Origin of the sequence: Cyclobacterium qasimii M12-11B (assembly GCF_000427295.1) — a bacterium.
GTDB lineage: Bacteria > Bacteroidota > Bacteroidia > Cytophagales > Cyclobacteriaceae > Cyclobacterium > Cyclobacterium qasimii.
Window position 1 is genome coordinate 86,793 of the sequence record NZ_ATNM01000110.1, and the last position, 17,128, is coordinate 103,920.

Genomic DNA, 17,128 nt, shown 5'->3' on the forward strand with positions numbered 1-17,128 from the left:
GTTAAGCTTTAAGGTAGCTTCATAATGTTTCGTGACTGGTTCGAACAATCTCCCTAATGACTTCATCTAACTCCGTAGCTGAAGTCATGATATGTTTTAGAACTTGTTCCTTTTCTTGCTCACCCAACAAATCTGAGTCGGTCTTAAGCAATTCAACCAAGCCCATTATCCTTGCAAGAGGTGCCCGCACCCCGTGAGATTGCATCCAGGCAATTTTTTTGAGTTTCTCGTTTTGACCTTCTATGGCCTGGATATGTTTATAACGTTCGGTAATATCTGTAGCCAATATCACCTCGGCCTTTTTCCCTTGGTATAACAAGACATTACTTTGTATTTCAACAATTATTTCTTGCCCATTTCTCTTTTTATGCAAATACTCACCGCGGGAATAACTCTTTTCCTTTTGCAATAGTTGTTTGATAGCCGCTTCCAACTTTGGGATTTCGGATTTGGGCCTTATTTCTCTTAAAGTCATGTTCAAAAACTCATCATATGAATACCCATAGTGCTTAATGGCTGCTTTGTTGACATCCAAAAATTTTAAAGTAGCCAATTCATAAACCCACATCGGTTGTGGGCTAAGGTGAAATAGATTAGAATAACGTTGTTCAGATTCTTTAAGGTCTTTTTCATGTTGAATGCGGTCTGTTATGTCCAGGCCTAAAGACTGCATTTCAGAGGGTTGGCCATCGGCATCTAAAACACAAATGAAATCCCAGAGTGTCGTAATAGCTCCTCCTTTTCTAGCCGGTTTGTCTATTTCTATTTTAAATACTCTGCCAGGTTCTGCGATGCATTCGCTAACCACATCTTTTACCTTTTGATGATGGTATTCCAAAATAGAAGACATACAATTTTTACCCAATATTTCTCCATCAGGATATATCCAACCAAATTCCTCAACAAATTTTTTATTTACGTAGGTATAATCACCATTCATGTCGGTTCTAAGCACATAATTGGTTTGAGATTCATATAAACCACGATAATAGGCCTCACTTTTTTTTAATCTTTGTTCAGTTAGGATTCTTTCTGTAATGTCTCTTGAATTGGCAACGATCCCACCAACTGCAGGATCCTCCAAAAGGTTTGTGAAAATGGTCTCGATCCATCGCCATGTACCATTTTTATGTCTAAACCTAAAAGGTTCAATAGCGAGTTGATTTTTGTGTTTTAAGGAAGAAATACTCGTATATACAGCCTCTCTATAATCCGGATGAATGTATTCCAAGGCATTTTTGCCAATGAATTCTTCTGGCGCAATCCCCAATACACTTTCAGAGGTGGGGCTTACATAATAATAATTGGCTTCTAAATCAAGAATGGCTATTAAATCAGAGCCATTCTGAACCATTCCTTTGAATCTTTTTTCACTTTGTTCTATCTCAAGCTCAGTTACTTTTTGAGGCGTAATGTCAAGAATTACAGAATCCCAAATAGTATTTCCACTTTCCATCCGGGAAGGATTACCTGAACCTTTGTGCCAACGGATTGTACCATCAGGATGATGATAACGCCATTCATCTACCCAGAAGCTTAAGTCTTCAGCCGATTTTTCAATAGATCGCAGGAGCCCTTCTAAATCATCTTTTTCAATCCTATCCCAAATCAGACCACTGTCTTTCATTATCTCATGAGAAGAGAAACCCCATAAGCTTTTTGCTCCTTTGCTTACCAATTGGAACTCATTGTCACCATTCAAAAAGAGCTTATAGCGAAAAACTGCTCCAGGAATATTATTGGATATGGTTTTAAATTGAATTTCGGTATTTTTACGCTCCGTGATATCCGTGTGCGTTCCTGCCATAAGTAGTGGTTGACCATCCGCTGCCCATTTTACAACTTTTCCTAAATCATGAATCCAAACTATAAATCCCTTTTTATGTAAAAACCGAAATTCTCCTTCATAAAAGTCAGATTTTTTATCTAGGCAAGCTGTGATCTTTTCATTGATGTCAGCAGCATCCATAGGATGTAAAAGCTTTTGAAATTTTTCAAAATTAAATGGTTCAAGTTCTTTTAGGGTATAGCCTAACATCTCTGCCCAGCGTTCATTTACAGTGGACTTCCCGTTGGGTATATCCCACTCCCAGGTTCCTACACGTGTGGCATTGATAATATTATTTAAGCGATGCGTTTCAAGAGAAAGGTTACTACCAACTTCTTTAAGCTCCATCCGGTTTTTTCGAAGCTCAAAAAGTTGAACCACTTGGTTAGCCAAAGATTTCAAAGCTTCCAATTGTTTTCTTCCAATTTTCTGGGCTTTTTATCCAAAACACAAAGGGTTCCCAAGGCATTCCCTTGTGTACTTACCAGCGGCATCCCAGCATAGAATACGACCTTAGGTTTGCCCGTCACCAATGGATTGTCCTTAAAGCGCTCATCTTTTCGAAGGTCTTCAACAATGAAAATCCTTTGGGGCACTTTAATAGCATGGGTACAAAAGGATTGCTCAATGGGCGTTTCAGCAATTGACAATCCATGGTGTGATTTAAAAAACTGTCGGGTATCTGTGAGGAGAGAAACAAGAGAAAAAGGTGTATTACAAATTAAAGCTGCCAAACTGGTTATATCATCATATTCTTTTTCAGGCAATGTGTCCAAAATTTGCAATGATTTAAGATCATTCAAAGCGCTATTACCTAAGCCATTTGCCATTATCCCTTAATTTTATAAACTATGAGGCCTATTTGAATACCAAACCAATCCTACTAAAACCGAATGTCAGTAGAAATTAACAATTCTATCCACATTATCCTAACCTTTAAAAATAATACAATTCAAAAGTGAATGTATAAGTTTCCTTAATTCTTAATAAAAAATAGACCTTAATTAATTGATGAAATCACTTCCCAATAGATGAATGAAACCTAATAACACATAATAAAGCCTAAATTTTGATGTATTAATCTTACAAATGGCTGCTTTATCCAATAGATATTTTCAAGCACTTATTGTATTCCAAAATAAAACAACAGAGAGATAGAAAAGTTTAAATTTGTTCACCTACATACGAAGCCTTCATAATCTTTTAATGCAAAACCTTTGCCAATAATCGCAAGGCCAAAAGATTAACTACAAACAACCTGGAATTCAAGCCTACAAGTGCTTTGGTAAGCATTTATAGTAAATAAAGGTTACAAAGTTTTATTTTTGATAAGCACCAGAGGAATAGGTCAGCTCATAACTATGGGTATAGATTTCAAAGACAATCCCAAAAGGATCTTCTACATAACACATTTTATAAGGTTTGTCATTGGGATAATATTCCCTAATAGGCATCCTTTGTTTGCCTCCATAAGACAAAATCTTTTCTATCAGCTCTTCTATATTTGGATCCTGAATGCAAAAATGAAAAAGCCCCGTATTGAAAGGGTTGAATTCTGCCGCTTCCTTTACTCCATGAGGAAATGAGAACAATTCTATTCCAATCCCATCAGAAGTTGACATATGGGCAATTTCAAATTCTTCCCAGTTTTCTCCAAAAACGTCAATGCACATTTGTCCAATGGCCGTATCCTTTTCTTTTTTAACGGTAGAAGGTTCCATAATTACATACCAGCCCATTACTTCTGAATAAAACTCTACCGCCTCTTTAATTTTTGGAACAGTAATACCGATGTGCGAAAAGGATTTAGGGTAATTATTATTTGCTGTCATATCTATTAATTTATTCTACAAAATTGGTTTATATTTACCTTATTAGCAATAACACACGAAAAGGTAATATACTTACCAAAAGGGGTATTATGCTGATAATAAATAATTTAATTCAATAGATGAGAGAGAATAATTATTGCCCACTTAATTACACGATGGATTTAATAGGTACAAAATGGAAACCATTGGTATTATTTCATTTATTGGAGGGGCCTTTACGTTCAGGAATATTACAAAAAAAAGTGCCTGATATTTCTAATAAAATGTTCACCCAAACAGTGAGGGCTTTAGAGAAGGACAGCCTTATTGAAAGAAAAGTATATCCTGAGGTACCACCAAAAGTTGAATATTACTTGACAGAAAGAGGGAAATCGCTTGAAAACATTCTAAGAAGTCTTGATAAATGGGGAAAGGAAGATATTAAAACCACCATTTAATTAGGGCAATTCTGGAGAATTGCCAGTGTATTTACTTATAAAAATCACCTATTAAAGCCCTTTTAAATTAGGCAGAAGCTTCCTATTAGGGGAAGCTTCTGTTTTAACTTTTGGTTAGAATTTAATCAATGCATAATTGTTCATTTGATAGACCGTCAACACGGTCATGGCGGATAAGCCAACTTTTACTTCAGGCATTAACTCTTCTTTACTATACCCTCTAGACATCATTGATTGACCACAGATATAAATACCTACTCCCATCTCTGAAAGGGTCTTGATCAATTCTTTATTAGGGTTATCTACTTTATACTTTGCTTTATAGGCCTCTGAGGACAATGCATCTTTCGTGGATCCCCCATGTAAAACGAAAGCCAGGTGAATGTTTTCTTTAGGTATTCCGGACCGCACATGCATATTGTAATAGCGGTGCAAGCTTGATATAATAGTGTTTTGTTCACTAGGGTCTGTTTGTTTTCTCTCCACATCAAATATTGCCTTGTATTGTTGAGTGGCATCTAATGGGAAATCCTCATTGTCTATAGAATAGACAGGCCCGAAATCCTCGAAAACGGGTCCGGTGGATGATTTAATACTTTGCCCAAAAGACGAAGTCAATTGCACAAGAAACAAAGTCAAAGAGAATAGTAACGTAAATTTACTTCGCATTTTAAATGGTTTGATTAAGTAATAGAATAGGGGAATAATGCCATGGTTTAGGGTTTTATGTTTTGTTCTATACTTTGCTAAATCTCGTGATTTTTATTATCTCCCAAAAATTCTTTCCTTCCAAATACTCAAAAATGTCAAAATCTAGTTTATTTTTTAGCCGGCACTAAAGTCAAAGCTTTTAAATCCATCAGGGCTCCTTTATCAAATTCTTGTCCAGAAGCTACGACAATTCTATTGAAATCTTCATCTAGCGTCAGTTCTCCAATCTTTATCTTTTGGAAGGTTTCCCAGGAACCGGAAGGCTTGATTACCCCTTTTATCGTTTGGTCACCAGAAGTAAGTAAAAAAGGTTTGCCTGCCTCTTCGTCAGATACAGACCATTCCATCCATACTTCGTATGAACCTTTTTTGGGAAGGTTCATATCCCATTCTACCCTATCCTTGGCCATAAACCAACCAAAAGCATTCCACTCTGGCATGTATTGAATATCTGGGCCAATTCCTCTTCCTTTCTCAGAAGTTAGGTAAATATTACCATTTGCTGCAGGCTTAGAAATCCCAGGGATATTCAAGTTCCCTTCCATAGCTGTTCGTTTTTCCTTGACGTACTTGGCCACTGTACCTACTGGGGCGATCCAAATACCATTTGCAGGATCATTGGCATATTCACTAAGCTTTCTCAACATGCTAAGGTAAGTTGTTTGATTGCCTTCTGTACCGTTCTCATGACCTGCCAAAACCAGCCATTGTCGATTTTCAGAAGCAGCTTCAATAATGGGTAAAATTTCTTCAAAGGACATATTGTCCATTTTCATTCCGGTGAGCTGTGCCATGTCCGCATAATAAGGATCTACTGGGGCCTCATCCAGCCATCCTCTTCCCGAAAGGAACATTTCCGAGATCAAAGGCACATAACTTTGGGTTTCTTCTCCCTTGCCTACAAACGAAAGACCACAAGGATAAGCAAAAACCTCTGGTCTCACTCCTAATAGTCGCTCTACTTCATCATTTGTATCAGACAATTCTTTCCGCATACGCGCAATAGTATAATCCTCTAATGCCCTATCTCTAGACCATGCAAAATTACCGCTGCATGGGTGATAGAGGGAATGGTTACCAATCTCATGGCCTGTTTCCACCACCATCTTCCAACCCTCAATATCGCTTTCCATACTGGCGGGAACCACATAGAAGGTAGCTTTCACTCCGTACTCATTCAATAGCGTTGCTCCCGGATCCGGGTTGCTCCCTCGGGCGTCATCAAAACTTAAACTAATGGCCATTTTTTTTCCTTCCGGCCAGGGGAAATCCGGATTCTGTGCGCTTGCACTCAGACCTCCAAAAACTAATACTATTATAATTGCGCTAACTGAAAATATTGACTTCATCTCAGGATTGGTTTATTGTTTACTTTTTAATTCACTTTCTAAATAAGACAAAACTGCCTCTCCGAACCTGGTTCCTGCACTTGGAACATAGGGAGAAACCGTCGGTTCATACCCTTTGTATTTCCACTCTTCTTCTGTCAGCATGTATCCTAGCCAACCATTGGTATAGCCATAATAAAAGGTATAAGGAAACGGAGACCGCTCCCTGACTTCATTGGAAATTTCACAGAACAACTCCAAAGGACTAGCCCAAATACCAATTTTATCATTTATGTTGAGAAAACGAACGGGCAATTTGATGGTTTTAGCCGTTCCTTTTTCATCTACAATATAGTCATTCAAAGCTTCAGGCCATTTTAAGCCTTCTTTCATAGGTGTCAAAAACTCCATCTCAGAAGTAGAGAAAGAAACCTGGTCTTCATATTTCAAAATATCCTCATTGGCCATTAAGATTTTATCACCCAACAGCCTTCTGAATTGATTCATCCTTCCAGCCCTGGCATTCGGGTATACGCTGTATATCGGAGCGATATTCCCTGCTGCTCCATTTATAAATAGCATTGGAGCTCCGGATTTCTCTTCTACATATTTCGACACTACTCCTTGTACATCACCACTAATTTGCAAATTCTCCCCACCCATCACGGTACCATGAATGGCATAATTGGCTACGGTAACCATTAATCGATGGTCTTCTTTATGTACAATTTTTAAAACGCCTATTTTCCTGTCCACTGGTCCATCAGGATCCATCCCCAAAAAAGCTTTGTCATCAATGTCCTTGGCCCTTCGGTTTATATTGGCGGAGGAATGTCCCCAGCCAACTCCAAGACTTGCCGGAGCCAGTTCTTTTATCCCTCTTTCAATTCCTGCCAATAGTTTAGTAGTCACCAAATCAGTATAGTTGGTATCAATAGGATGCGTATATCGTTCTCCCATAAATGCCTCTGGGAGTCCAGGTGCACCTACTTCAGGTGCTGAATGGGTATGTGTAACTGACCACCAAAAATTACTGCGTGCTATTCCAAACTTCTGTTCAACCAATTTCGCGACCTGATCATAGGTTGCTGGTGAAAGCACACAGATATCTGTTGAGACCAATGCAAAAGTGGACTCCCCATCATCTAAAATTAAAATTTGATGGTAAATACTATCCAGAATCCCTTCTGATAGCCTGGCCCCATAGCCTAATAATTGTTTGGGGACTTTCGGAGTGATATTTTCCTTGACTACTGCAGCCCTAAAATCACCGGCAAAAGAAGTTGGCACAGACAATAGAAGAACGAGGACAAGCGCCGCCAAGCAAGGCAAGGCATTATTTATTTGAAGCTTCCTATTGGCTTTTTGCTCGAATGTGTTTTGATAAATTCATTACTTACTTGATTTAGGTAAAATGGAATAAATGCCATTCATAATTTTATCTTCCACGTCCTCAGTAAATTTGGAAGGTTTCTCATAACCAATCATCGCCGATTCAGCTTCGTAACCTCCCTCTTTCAATATTCTGAGCGATGGAATATAACAAGGCATGTCGTTGGCATAGGCATTTACCCATACGCGGTCTTCACCCAATTCCTGCTTTAGTCGTAGCGCATAATCTACCACTACTTCGCCAGCTAAAAATATCATGACCAGGTCTTTCCCGAAATCCCAAACCTGAATGGGATAATTGATTTTCTCTGGAATATCGCCACTTCTGGCCATTCGCCCAAGCAATAATAATGAATAATTGCTTGTCCTACCGGCCCCCTTGGCATCTTCGGCCAACTTTTTAGGATCAGGCATATTGGCAAAAGTAAGCTCCAAATATTTCATTTTACCTTCAGGCAGTTGGCGAATACCTTTCCAATCATCATCGGCCAGTAAACGATTTACCTCATCAGCAATCTGTTTCCCCTGATCTTTGGCATAAACCAAATCCATTTCAGGGTTCTTAGTATTCATTCGTGGTGAAGAATTCTGATCTGCACCACAACCAATTACGACCATGGCCATGGCTCCTTCAGGCAAGTTCTCCTCCACCTGAATCTGAGCCTCACCTACCCAATCTCCATGGGCCACATTGTTTTTTGGACCTAAGGTAACCGCATGACAAGCATAATTTAACATCACTGCTTTAGTCTTTCCATCAAGATCCGTAATACGCATTACTGGCAAAGAATGGTCTGACACCCCATTCGGATTAATTGAAGTCCGCCTATTGACCGCAAAATTCACTTCTCCTTTTGCATGAGAAACCAAGGAAGGAGCAGCGTTTGCTATGGCGTCTAAGGCCACACCTTTTAACTTTGGAACTAATCCCATGGCAAAGAGTGATATTTCTGCCAGTTCGTCCGGGTCTAGCGGCTTATTAAAATGCGAAACAATGTTTCCAATCTGTGGACCACTGTGTGTGTGAGAAGCACAAATGGATAGATTGGCGGCCGAAATACCGATTTCTTTTGCAAGTGCATCCCTTACTCTTTCAGTAACCCTATGTGGTATTCCCAGTAAGTCAACGGTAATAATTATCCGATACCCTTTTTTCTCATCTCCAAATGCCATCGCTTTGGCCCATAATTCATGCTGAACACCTTCAAACGGAATGTCCCTGCTGGAATAGCCCGTTAACCGCACCGGGGTTTCCGGCGTAATGGCTACACGTGCCAAACCTACATTCAATGTTTTTGGAGCTGCTCCAAAAACAGTCAACTGAAAGGCTGAAAAAGCCAACAAAATCAGCACCAATCGTTTAATATCTATAAATTTCATTTTCTTTAGTTATTTGAGTAATGTATTGATCCTGAATGATGGAAATGTCTTGCTATCATTGTTCAACATCCTTACTGAGTAATAATATTGCCTAATTCCAGGTATTATGCTCTCCAAAAAACCTTTACTCGGCTTTTCGAATATACGCCAACAAATCGGCCATTTCCTGAAGCGAAATGCTTTGCTCAAGCCCTGTAGGCATGGCCGACATTTCTATTAATTTCAAGGACTTAATATTCGTTCTAGAAATGTTGTTGTCTATACCTCCTGCATTTCTGAGATTGATTGCCGTAGGTGTTTCTGAAGAAATTAGCCCTTGATAGTGCTCACCATTTTGCAATTCAACTTCCCAAAGGTCATACCCATCTGCTATGGACAAATTGGGATTGAGAACATCACTCATTATGCTGGCTGCACGTCTGTTTTTGAGGGAAGAAAGGTCTGGCCCAAAGGCGATCCCCTGATCCTCTCCCATTTGATGACATATCGCACAATTTTTCTGAAAAACAGTGGCTCCTGCATCAATGCTACCATTAAGCTCTAAGGCAGGTTGGTAGTTGGCGATAATTTTTTCACTCTCGCCTTCGGGCCGGGTCAAAATAGCCCTGGCCCTAAGCCTTAGTGTTTCATCCTTATTGGCCATTAAACCTACACTTCTTCTCCAACCAATTGTTGCCTTTTGAACCAATCCATCTTCAAGTGCTCCCAATAAAACAGCAATTCTTTCCCCATTCATCATCATGGCACTAATGCCCGCATCTCTCAATTCGGGAGTAAAGCTTTCCCAGCGATCAATTACCATTTGGGAGAAGGAATTGTCTTCAGATTTACTTAAAGTACGGAAAGCGGCTAGCTGAACAGGTAGTGGTTCACTGGTCTCTACCAAACCTATTAGCATGTCCTGGTAATCAGCGATATTGGCCATGGCCAAAAACCGAATCCCCATACTTCGTTCTTCACCAGTCAATGAATTATCCATGGCAATTGCTTCAGCCTTAACTAAAGACTGGCTTTTACCCGCTACATTGTCCAATCCAATTCCTTCTAATACCTGGATGGCTGCTCCTTTCACTTCTGTGGATGGATGTTCGAAAACAGTTGCAGCCAATAAACCTGCACTTGATCCATGTGATCCAGCCAATTTTTTGCTTTTGATTCCCTGTGCCAAACCTCGCAAAAGCGCCGGCTGCCAATTGTATTCGTTTTTAGCATTTTTTCTAGTAGCTCTTTGCACCATGGTAAGTATAGCTTTCTCGTCCATGCTTGCACCTACCATTGATGCCAGTTTTTGCACCAATCCATTATAGGCTGGAGTTGCAGTATACTGATTTAGCACAGGATCAATTAGCCGACTGCTTTCAGAAAAAGGTGCTGAAAGTGCTGCCAGTTGCACCCACTTGTCATCAATATCCTTGAACAAAAGCTCTTTTCGAACCTGAAAAGCACTTTCACTTTCAATGTACCCCAAGGTTTGCATCAGCTGAAACCTAACTTTTGGGTCTGGGTCATTTTTTAATGCCAGTAACTGAGGGGCAAGTGCTGTAGATTGTGACAAGAAAAATTCAGACAATTTCACCGCATTTTCCCGAATGCCAGCAACAGGATCCTTTAAGGAATTGGCTACTGTTTCCTCATCGAGTGCTCCAATTCCCTGCAAAGTCCACAGGGCATGAAGCCTACCCATTGGGCTCTCTCCATACACAGCAAGTTCTTTTAAGGCAGGTATCAAAGTTTCCGGATGCTGATCCACTATTATTCGCTGGGCATTCATTCGCCACCAGGCATTCTTATGAGAAAGTTTACTCAGCAATTCTTCAGGAGATGCTGTTCCCAAAGACAATTTATCTGACCAATCTATCTTGGAAGTGCCTTTAGGCGTAATGCGGTAAATTCTTCCCTGGTCCGTACCATTGTACAAAGCTCCAGATTGAACGACTTCTTCAGACATCCATTCAGGGTGTTCTATAATTTGACGGTAATAATCGAGAATATACAAGGCTCCATCAGGACCCACATAGGCATTGACTGGTCGAAACCAAGCATCCGTAGAAGCTAAGAATTCTTTGTCGGGGTGCTCTCGAGATGCTTTATAGCCTGTGCCATCCTCCTTAACAAAATCCACATGAACTAAATTACTTACCGGTTCTGATACAAAGGTGGCTTGGTTGTACCGCTCAGGGAAAGACGCCCCCAAATAGGCCGTCAATCCGCAGGCAGAGGTCATTACGCCTAAATCTGTCAATAACTGATGCTGAGGATTGATGGTTATTGGAAAAACTTCCGCACCACTTCCATGATCAGAAGAAGACTGGGTCACCTCTGTAATTACCAAGTGAGGGTTTCTGTCCAGGTAATCTGCAGAAAGCACTTCCTGGATAATATGATTGCTATTATTTAGTAAAAACCTGTGTCCAAATTCATTGGCAGTATGCCCAAATTGCGTCCGGCTACTCAGCAATTCCAGGTCGTAGGTATCTGGCTTAAACCTGATACTTCTACCTCCAGCATTTTGGGATAACCTGTTAACATTTGGTTTTTCAGGATAATAAACTTCTGTCCCTTTATCGCCAAGTAAATCTTCATAAATGGTAGTAGTCACTGCTGGCTCATGTCCCAAATAAATCCAGTTGTCTAGTGCCAGTTTGGGGCTGTTAACATTGTGCTGGGGGTTAGAAAGCGCAAACCCTGTCAACAGGGTTTGCTTAATATCTGCTTTTCCATCTCCATCACTGTCCTCCAGGTAATAAACGTTGGGTGGATCTGTAACGATGAGACCTTGTTTCCAACGCATGATCCCAGTAGGAACCACCAGATTATCTGCAAAAACCACACTTTCATCCATAATGCCATCGCCATCAGTATCTGACAAGCGTTTCACTTTACCTGACCCACTTAAGTCCAATGGATAGCCATGCATTTCTACTACGTATAGTCTGCCCTGCTCATCTATTACCATATCCACCGGATCTGCCACAAGTGGCTCCCCAGCAATTAGCTCTATCTGAAAGTCATCCTCTAATACAAAGGTTGACAAAGCATTTTCAAGCGATCTATCTTGAGTGGCTGACCTCGGTTGGCAAGCAAAAAGCATTAGTCCAAGGCCCAAAGCAAAGATGGGTATGCGAAGAGGGTAAAAGAAGTCTTTCATCGCAGGTAAACACAAATTCCTTTTTAGCATATTAAATTTTAATTTGTTCAATCTACATCCCACCAAAGAGGTGTATAAATATTATCATCACCATTAAGATACAAACCAACTGCTTCATCTACAGATGATTGGCTACTATTCGTGATGGAAGTAGGGTAATTTATTCTTTTTATAAATTCTCCTCCTGTAAAGTCACTGTAGTTAACAGCAACAGGATAAAGCTTAGGATAACCCGTTCGTCTAAATTCCGACCAAGCCTCTTGACCATCTGGGTACATGGCTATCCATTTCTGGGTGATGATCCTTTCAAGCTTTCTCTCAAATATATCATTCTCTTCCCATTTAATGGTAATATCCGTCAATGGTTCAATATTATTTTGAGGGTTATTTGGATCCACATAAGCCAACTGCGAATCAGTACTATTCTCCAGGTACTCATCTACTCCTCCAACCCCATTTGCACCAAATGAAACCCTTACTCCTTCCTCATAGAAATCTTTAGCTGTCCCTCCCATATTCCAACCTCTAAGGGCTCCTTCAGCACGGAGGAAAAAACTTTCGGCTACATCCATAACTTTCACATATGGATTCCCGAAAAAGTTTACTTGAGAAAAACCCAGGTAAGGTTTTGCACCGAAAATAGCACCAGAACGAACACCTTTAATTAGTCCATTGAGTTCAGGATCTGAGGCAGGAACAGCATATATAGGCAACCTAGGATCATTATAACCTCCAAGAATGGTTTCAACAACCGCATTAATGCGCGTTTCCTGCCAAGCTGATGTAATTGTTTCTAAAGGGTGGATGCTACCAGTTGACATTTCAAATGAACCATCAGCAGCTGTCAAAACCCCACCATCTGCCAAGGCGCTTTCAGCCTCCAACTTTGCTCTTTCAGGGTTAACTTTTGAAATTCTTATCGCCAGCCTTAACCTTAGTGTATTCGCTACTCTTACCCACACAGCATAATCTCCTGCATACCTAGATTTGTCGAATTTCGCATACCTAACCTTATCAGCATCAGGATTTGCAGCTTCAGCTTCACGTAAAACATCTACAGCCTCCTTTAACTCTTTAAAAAACACATCATAAGCCTCCTCCACTGAATCGAAACTGACATCACTAGACTCACCATATTTTGAATAAGGAATTGGACCAAAAATATCTGCCAATCTATGGCCTGCAAAGGTTTTAAAAACAACTCCTAAAGCATAAAGGTCCGGATAGTCTTGGTCAAAACCTCTTTTCTTCATCATCAACCATTGATCCAACACTTTTTGGGAAGGCACCAACCAAATCTGATTGTTCCAGCTATCTACCATGGCATAAGTGCCATTGTTTCTATTGTCAAAAAACGGTGCCGGTAAACTCATGTACCCACCATAATTGTCTGCATTAAGGTTTTGTTGCATTTCAATACGCCAGGTAGTAAGTACATCCATTATACTTAGTTGCATACCCGGAAGTGATACACCACCTTCATTTGCATCATGCATTAATAATTCATCTGTAATAAGTTTTTGGTCCTGATTGAGGTCTTGCATGTATTCCACACAGGATACTGACAAAAACAGGATGCATGCCATAAATAAGGCATTTATAGATTTTATATTTGGGATATAATTTTTCATTTTTTTATATTTTAGTTGACATACTCAGGAAAAATCCATTTGAAACGAAAGTTTCCGACGAATTAAAATATAGCTCTTAGACTTACACCAAATGACCTAGTTTGAGGTTGACTAAAAGAAGAAATTCCTTCTGAAGTAGGTGATGTATTTACACTAATTTCAGGGTCAAAAGGAGCCTTTTTATAAAAGAAAACAAATTACGTCCTACAAAGGATAAATTTAATTCCTTAATAAATTCATTAGTTAGCGGTAAATTATAACCTATTTGAAATTCTCTCAACCGAATATTGGTGGCATCGAAAAAATACTCAGAAGCGATTGCTGTAGCACCCGCACCTGTTTGATTCAGGTAATATTCTTTAGCGTCTACCATCTGGCCATTTACCATCACACCTCCGTTGTCTCTTGCTTCTCCTGACCTTTCTGAGAGTCCTTTATAATCCAACCAAACCTCTGTCCTGTTGATTACTCCTCCACCAAATCTGCTGTCAATCAAAAATGACAAAGAAAAATTCTTATAGGCAAAAGAGTTATTTAAACCTGCCAAGAAATTAGGGTTTGCATTGCCAATGAATTGGTCCGGATTAGCTGACACTTGAGGAAGTCCGTCTTCATCGGTAATAAGAGTTCCATTTTCATCTTTTTCATAGACCCGTCCATACATGTCTCCAAAGGAACCATATTCTCCATCAACCGGCCTGGTTAGGTAGATCGATACAAGTCTGCTTTGATTAAAACTTGTCAACACAAACCTTTCGGCATCAAGCTTATCACTCAGTTCTCTGATCTGATTTTTGTTGTGAGAAAAATTTAGCGAAGAAGCCCATTGAATCTCGCCAATCGATGAATTATAATTGATTATTCCTTCAATCCCCTTATTTCGAATAATTCCTCCATTGATCCAAAAGTTAGACGCTCCTGCTCCCGCAGGTGCTTGAATTTGCAAGATTTGATCAGAAGTAGTGGCATTGTAATAATTTAAGTTAAGACTCAATTTGTTGTTGAGGAACCTAAGTTCTGTACCAAATTCGTAAGACTTAGTACGTTCTGGATTAAGGTTTAAAGTATCAGTACCATTAAAAAAAGGAAGTGTGCCTCGTGGATTAAGATTACCACTGTTGTCCAAAGACATGGCTGGTGCTCTGTTGTTAATTCCAAAAGGAAGACTATTACCTACCTCAGCATAAGACGCCGTTAATTTTGCAAAGGACAAGACATTAGAAGCACTGGGCCGGTCGTTTGAGCCATCTTTCAAAATATAAGAAAGGCCAGCCGACGGATAGAAAAAGGATTGGGCAACAGTAGAACTCCATTCATTTCTTGCAGTAATATCAAGGTAAATTTTTTCTTTATACCCCAATGTTGCATTCCCGAAAGCCGCTTGTGTCATCGTTTTTCTAAGGCTTTCTCCTTTATTGTATTGCCCATTTAATGCATAAACAGAGAAGTAATTTGGGAAAACCAGGGAAGTTGGAACTGTAGAAGATAAATTCAATCCTGCGCTGGTTGTTTCACGATTACTAAAACCAAGGGTACCTGCCAGGTTGTAATCTGCACTGATGTTTTTATTCCCTATCAATAATAAATCCGAATAAATATTATCAATTGAGGATTGACTCATCCCATACCCACCATTAGGGCCTGCTACTGTCCCTTGAGTAGAGGCATAATTTCTAAATTCTGATTTGTCATATATTTTATCATAGGTGATCCTACCTTGCAAGTCCAGCCAGCTGTAAAGCTCAAGCTTTGCTGTAAAAGCAGAAATGGTATGGTCTCTTTGAAAATCGCGTTGATTCCTATTCTGCACCCAGTAAGGATTTTGATTAGGAAAAGTTTCATTCCTTATGTATGGCCAATTTTGAACATACATGGCACGAACTGGATCCCAAACTTCAAAATTATCCTTGTCATATTTCGAGAAATCATCCCCAACAGGGAAAGAATAAATCCCCGGCAAAGCACTGTAACCTCCTGCGGAATTTTGATTAAATATTTCCTGGTTGGTATAATTGACAGACCCATCTATCGATAATTTGTCGTTAAAAAACTGAGAAGTTAACCTTACCGTAAAATTGTTTTGTTCTAGCTTATTTTTAGGAAGAATTCCACTAGCAGAGGTGTTAGAAAAAGACATGTAAAGTTGCCCTATATCACTGCCATTGGAAAAGGAAACAGAATTGATTTTGGTTTTCCCCGTTTCAAAAAATTCCTTTAAGTGACTATCACTACCATTGCTAATCTTCTCTCCCCAACTGTCATTGTAATTGGGGTCGGTCTGTCCATAAGAAGTTTGTAATTTGGGTAAATCCACGGCATTTTCTACAGTAAAGGTTGAAGAAAATTCCACTTTGGAAACGCCATGCTGGCCTTTCTTGGTATTAACCAAAATAACTCCATTGGCAGCTTCACTACCATAAAGTGCGGCGGCCGATGCTCCTTTTAACACCTGGATACTTTCGATGTCTTCAGGATTGTAATTGGATAGAATGTCTGAGCCACCTATCATTGGCACACCATTCAAAACAAATAAAGGCTCACTATTTCCTGTTAAAGATTTATTGCCACGCAATAAAATCCTAGGTGCACTTCCTGGCCCAAAGTTACCTTTGGTGATGACTGCACCAGCAACCTTGCCCGCTAGGCTGTTCATAAAATTAGGGTCTTTTACTTTAATCGCCTCTGCAGGAGACACCTTCTGAGTACTGTAGGTGATGCTTTTAGGATCTTTCTCAACACCCAAAGCAGTTACAACTACCTCATTTAAACTTTGCACATCTTCCTCTAACACCAGATTGATGATTGACCTTCCGCCAATGCTTACCTCTTGGTCTTTAAACCCTATGGATGAAAATACCAATATGACGCCATTACTACCTGGGATTTCTAATTTGTAATTTCCATCAATATCCGTAACGGTTCCGATAGTGGTATCCTTTACCCTTATGGTAACTCCAGGTAAAGATTCTCCATCTTTATTACTAACCTTTCCAGAAATGATCAACTCATTTAACTTTATAGAAACAAGGTTATTACTCATTTTGAGATTTGTGGAATGGTTCAGAATGATTTGCTTTCCCAAAACAAAATATTTCACATTTCTAGAAGAGAAGATTTCATCTAAAACTGAGCCCAATTCTTCATTGACAATATTTAAAGAAATTTTCTCTTTTGATTTAACCAAACCTACCGAATACGCAAATTTCACATCCGCTATTTCTTCGATTTGTCCCAAAACATCCTTTATAGGTTGTTCATCAATCTCTAAGGACAGATTGATTTTCAATACATTCTGAGCGTTAGAGGGGCCTGCTACTGAAACCCCGGTAACTACCAGAAAAATAATAAGTTGAACCAATGATATTCTCATTATTTTTATAAATAATGCAGTGTGGTGTATTTGAATTTTCATACATTTGTAAAGTTTTTGTTACACATTAA

11 protein-coding genes are annotated in these 17,128 nt (G+C 39.5%); 1 reads left to right on the top strand and 10 read right to left on the bottom strand.

All coding sequences use genetic code 11. From position 1 onward, the window contains the following. Positions 1 to 19: 19 nt before the first annotated feature. The 3 genes from ADICYQ_RS26055 to ADICYQ_RS12855 form a co-directional block, all read right to left on the bottom strand. Positions 20 to 2,176: a PAS domain S-box protein gene (locus ADICYQ_RS26055; protein ID WP_152520486.1), complete on the bottom strand. Its 2,157-nt coding sequence runs from the start codon at positions 2,174 to 2,176 to the stop codon at positions 20 to 22. A 50-nt stretch (positions 2,177 to 2,226) separates the two neighbouring features. Next, positions 2,227 to 2,658: a GAF domain-containing protein gene (locus ADICYQ_RS12850; RefSeq protein ID WP_020888859.1), complete on the bottom strand. Its 432-nt coding sequence runs from the start codon at positions 2,656 to 2,658 to the stop codon at positions 2,227 to 2,229. A gap of 489 nt (positions 2,659 to 3,147) precedes the next feature. Continuing rightward, complete coding sequence (locus tag ADICYQ_RS12855) at positions 3,148 to 3,660, bottom strand: VOC family protein (RefSeq protein ID WP_020888860.1); 513 nt, start codon at positions 3,658 to 3,660, stop codon at positions 3,148 to 3,150. A gap of 119 nt (positions 3,661 to 3,779) precedes the next feature. Between ADICYQ_RS12855 and ADICYQ_RS12860 the strand changes: the two genes are divergently transcribed. After that, the gene (locus ADICYQ_RS12860) at positions 3,780 to 4,097 is read left to right on the top strand and encodes a winged helix-turn-helix transcriptional regulator (protein WP_040416096.1); all 318 of its coding nucleotides are present in this window, start codon (positions 3,780 to 3,782) and stop codon (positions 4,095 to 4,097) included. 114 nt (positions 4,098 to 4,211) lie between these two features. Here the strand turns inward: ADICYQ_RS12860 and ADICYQ_RS12865 are convergent, their stop codons facing one another. The 7 genes from ADICYQ_RS12865 to ADICYQ_RS12895 all read right to left on the bottom strand — a co-directional run bounded on the left by ADICYQ_RS12865 (position 4,212) and on the right by ADICYQ_RS12895 (position 17,099). Next, positions 4,212 to 4,766: a DsrE family protein gene (locus tag ADICYQ_RS12865; RefSeq protein WP_020888862.1), complete on the bottom strand. Its 555-nt coding sequence runs from the start codon at positions 4,764 to 4,766 to the stop codon at positions 4,212 to 4,214. Positions 4,767 to 4,915: 149 nt separating this feature from the next. After that, on the bottom strand, positions 4,916 to 6,157 hold the full coding sequence (locus ADICYQ_RS12870; RefSeq protein ID WP_020888863.1) for a polysaccharide deacetylase family protein: 1,242 nt from the start codon (positions 6,155 to 6,157) through the stop codon (positions 4,916 to 4,918). Positions 6,158 to 6,169: 12 nt separating this feature from the next. Then, complete coding sequence (locus tag ADICYQ_RS12875) at positions 6,170 to 7,468, bottom strand: neutral/alkaline non-lysosomal ceramidase N-terminal domain-containing protein (protein ID WP_040416099.1); 1,299 nt, start codon at positions 7,466 to 7,468, stop codon at positions 6,170 to 6,172. Between the two features lie 60 nt (positions 7,469 to 7,528). Further along, positions 7,529 to 8,908: a neutral/alkaline non-lysosomal ceramidase N-terminal domain-containing protein gene (locus ADICYQ_RS12880; RefSeq protein ID WP_020888865.1), complete on the bottom strand. Its 1,380-nt coding sequence runs from the start codon at positions 8,906 to 8,908 to the stop codon at positions 7,529 to 7,531. Between the two features lie 124 nt (positions 8,909 to 9,032). Next, positions 9,033 to 12,086, bottom strand: a complete 3,054-nt coding sequence (locus ADICYQ_RS12885) for a PVC-type heme-binding CxxCH protein (RefSeq protein ID WP_235114628.1) — start codon at positions 12,084 to 12,086, stop codon at positions 9,033 to 9,035. A 17-nt stretch (positions 12,087 to 12,103) separates the two neighbouring features. After that, a complete protein-coding gene (locus ADICYQ_RS12890; RefSeq protein WP_020888867.1) occupies positions 12,104 to 13,687 on the bottom strand; it encodes a SusD/RagB family nutrient-binding outer membrane lipoprotein in 1,584 nt (527 codons plus the stop codon). 148 nt (positions 13,688 to 13,835) lie between these two features. Then, positions 13,836 to 17,099 (bottom strand): SusC/RagA family TonB-linked outer membrane protein, encoded by a 3,264-nt coding sequence (locus ADICYQ_RS12895; protein ID WP_020888868.1) that lies wholly within the window; start codon positions 17,097 to 17,099, stop codon positions 13,836 to 13,838. Positions 17,100 to 17,128 lie beyond the last annotated feature (29 nt).

Excerpts from the sequence above, each read along its gene's own strand:
- ADICYQ_RS12895 (WP_020888868.1), bottom strand. The coding sequence starts at position 17,099 with ATGAAAATTCAAATACACCACACTGCATTATTTATAAAAATAATGAGA.
- ADICYQ_RS12855 (WP_020888860.1), bottom strand. The coding sequence starts at position 3,660 with ATGACAGCAAATAATAATTACCCTAAATCCTTTTCGCACATCGGTATT.
- ADICYQ_RS26055 (WP_152520486.1), bottom strand. The coding sequence starts at position 2,176 with ATGGAGCTTAAAGAAGTTGGTAGTAACCTTTCTCTTGAAACGCATCGC.
- ADICYQ_RS12870 (WP_020888863.1), bottom strand. The coding sequence starts at position 6,157 with ATGAAGTCAATATTTTCAGTTAGCGCAATTATAATAGTATTAGTTTTT.
- ADICYQ_RS12890 (WP_020888867.1), bottom strand. The coding sequence starts at position 13,687 with ATGAAAAATTATATCCCAAATATAAAATCTATAAATGCCTTATTTATG.
- ADICYQ_RS12880 (WP_020888865.1), bottom strand. The coding sequence starts at position 8,908 with ATGAAATTTATAGATATTAAACGATTGGTGCTGATTTTGTTGGCTTTT.
- ADICYQ_RS12860 (WP_040416096.1), top strand. The coding sequence starts at position 3,780 with ATGAGAGAGAATAATTATTGCCCACTTAATTACACGATGGATTTAATA.
- ADICYQ_RS12850 (WP_020888859.1), bottom strand. The coding sequence starts at position 2,658 with ATGGCAAATGGCTTAGGTAATAGCGCTTTGAATGATCTTAAATCATTG.
- ADICYQ_RS12885 (WP_235114628.1), bottom strand. The coding sequence starts at position 12,086 with ATGCTAAAAAGGAATTTGTGTTTACCTGCGATGAAAGACTTCTTTTAC.
- ADICYQ_RS12865 (WP_020888862.1), bottom strand. The coding sequence starts at position 4,766 with ATGCGAAGTAAATTTACGTTACTATTCTCTTTGACTTTGTTTCTTGTG.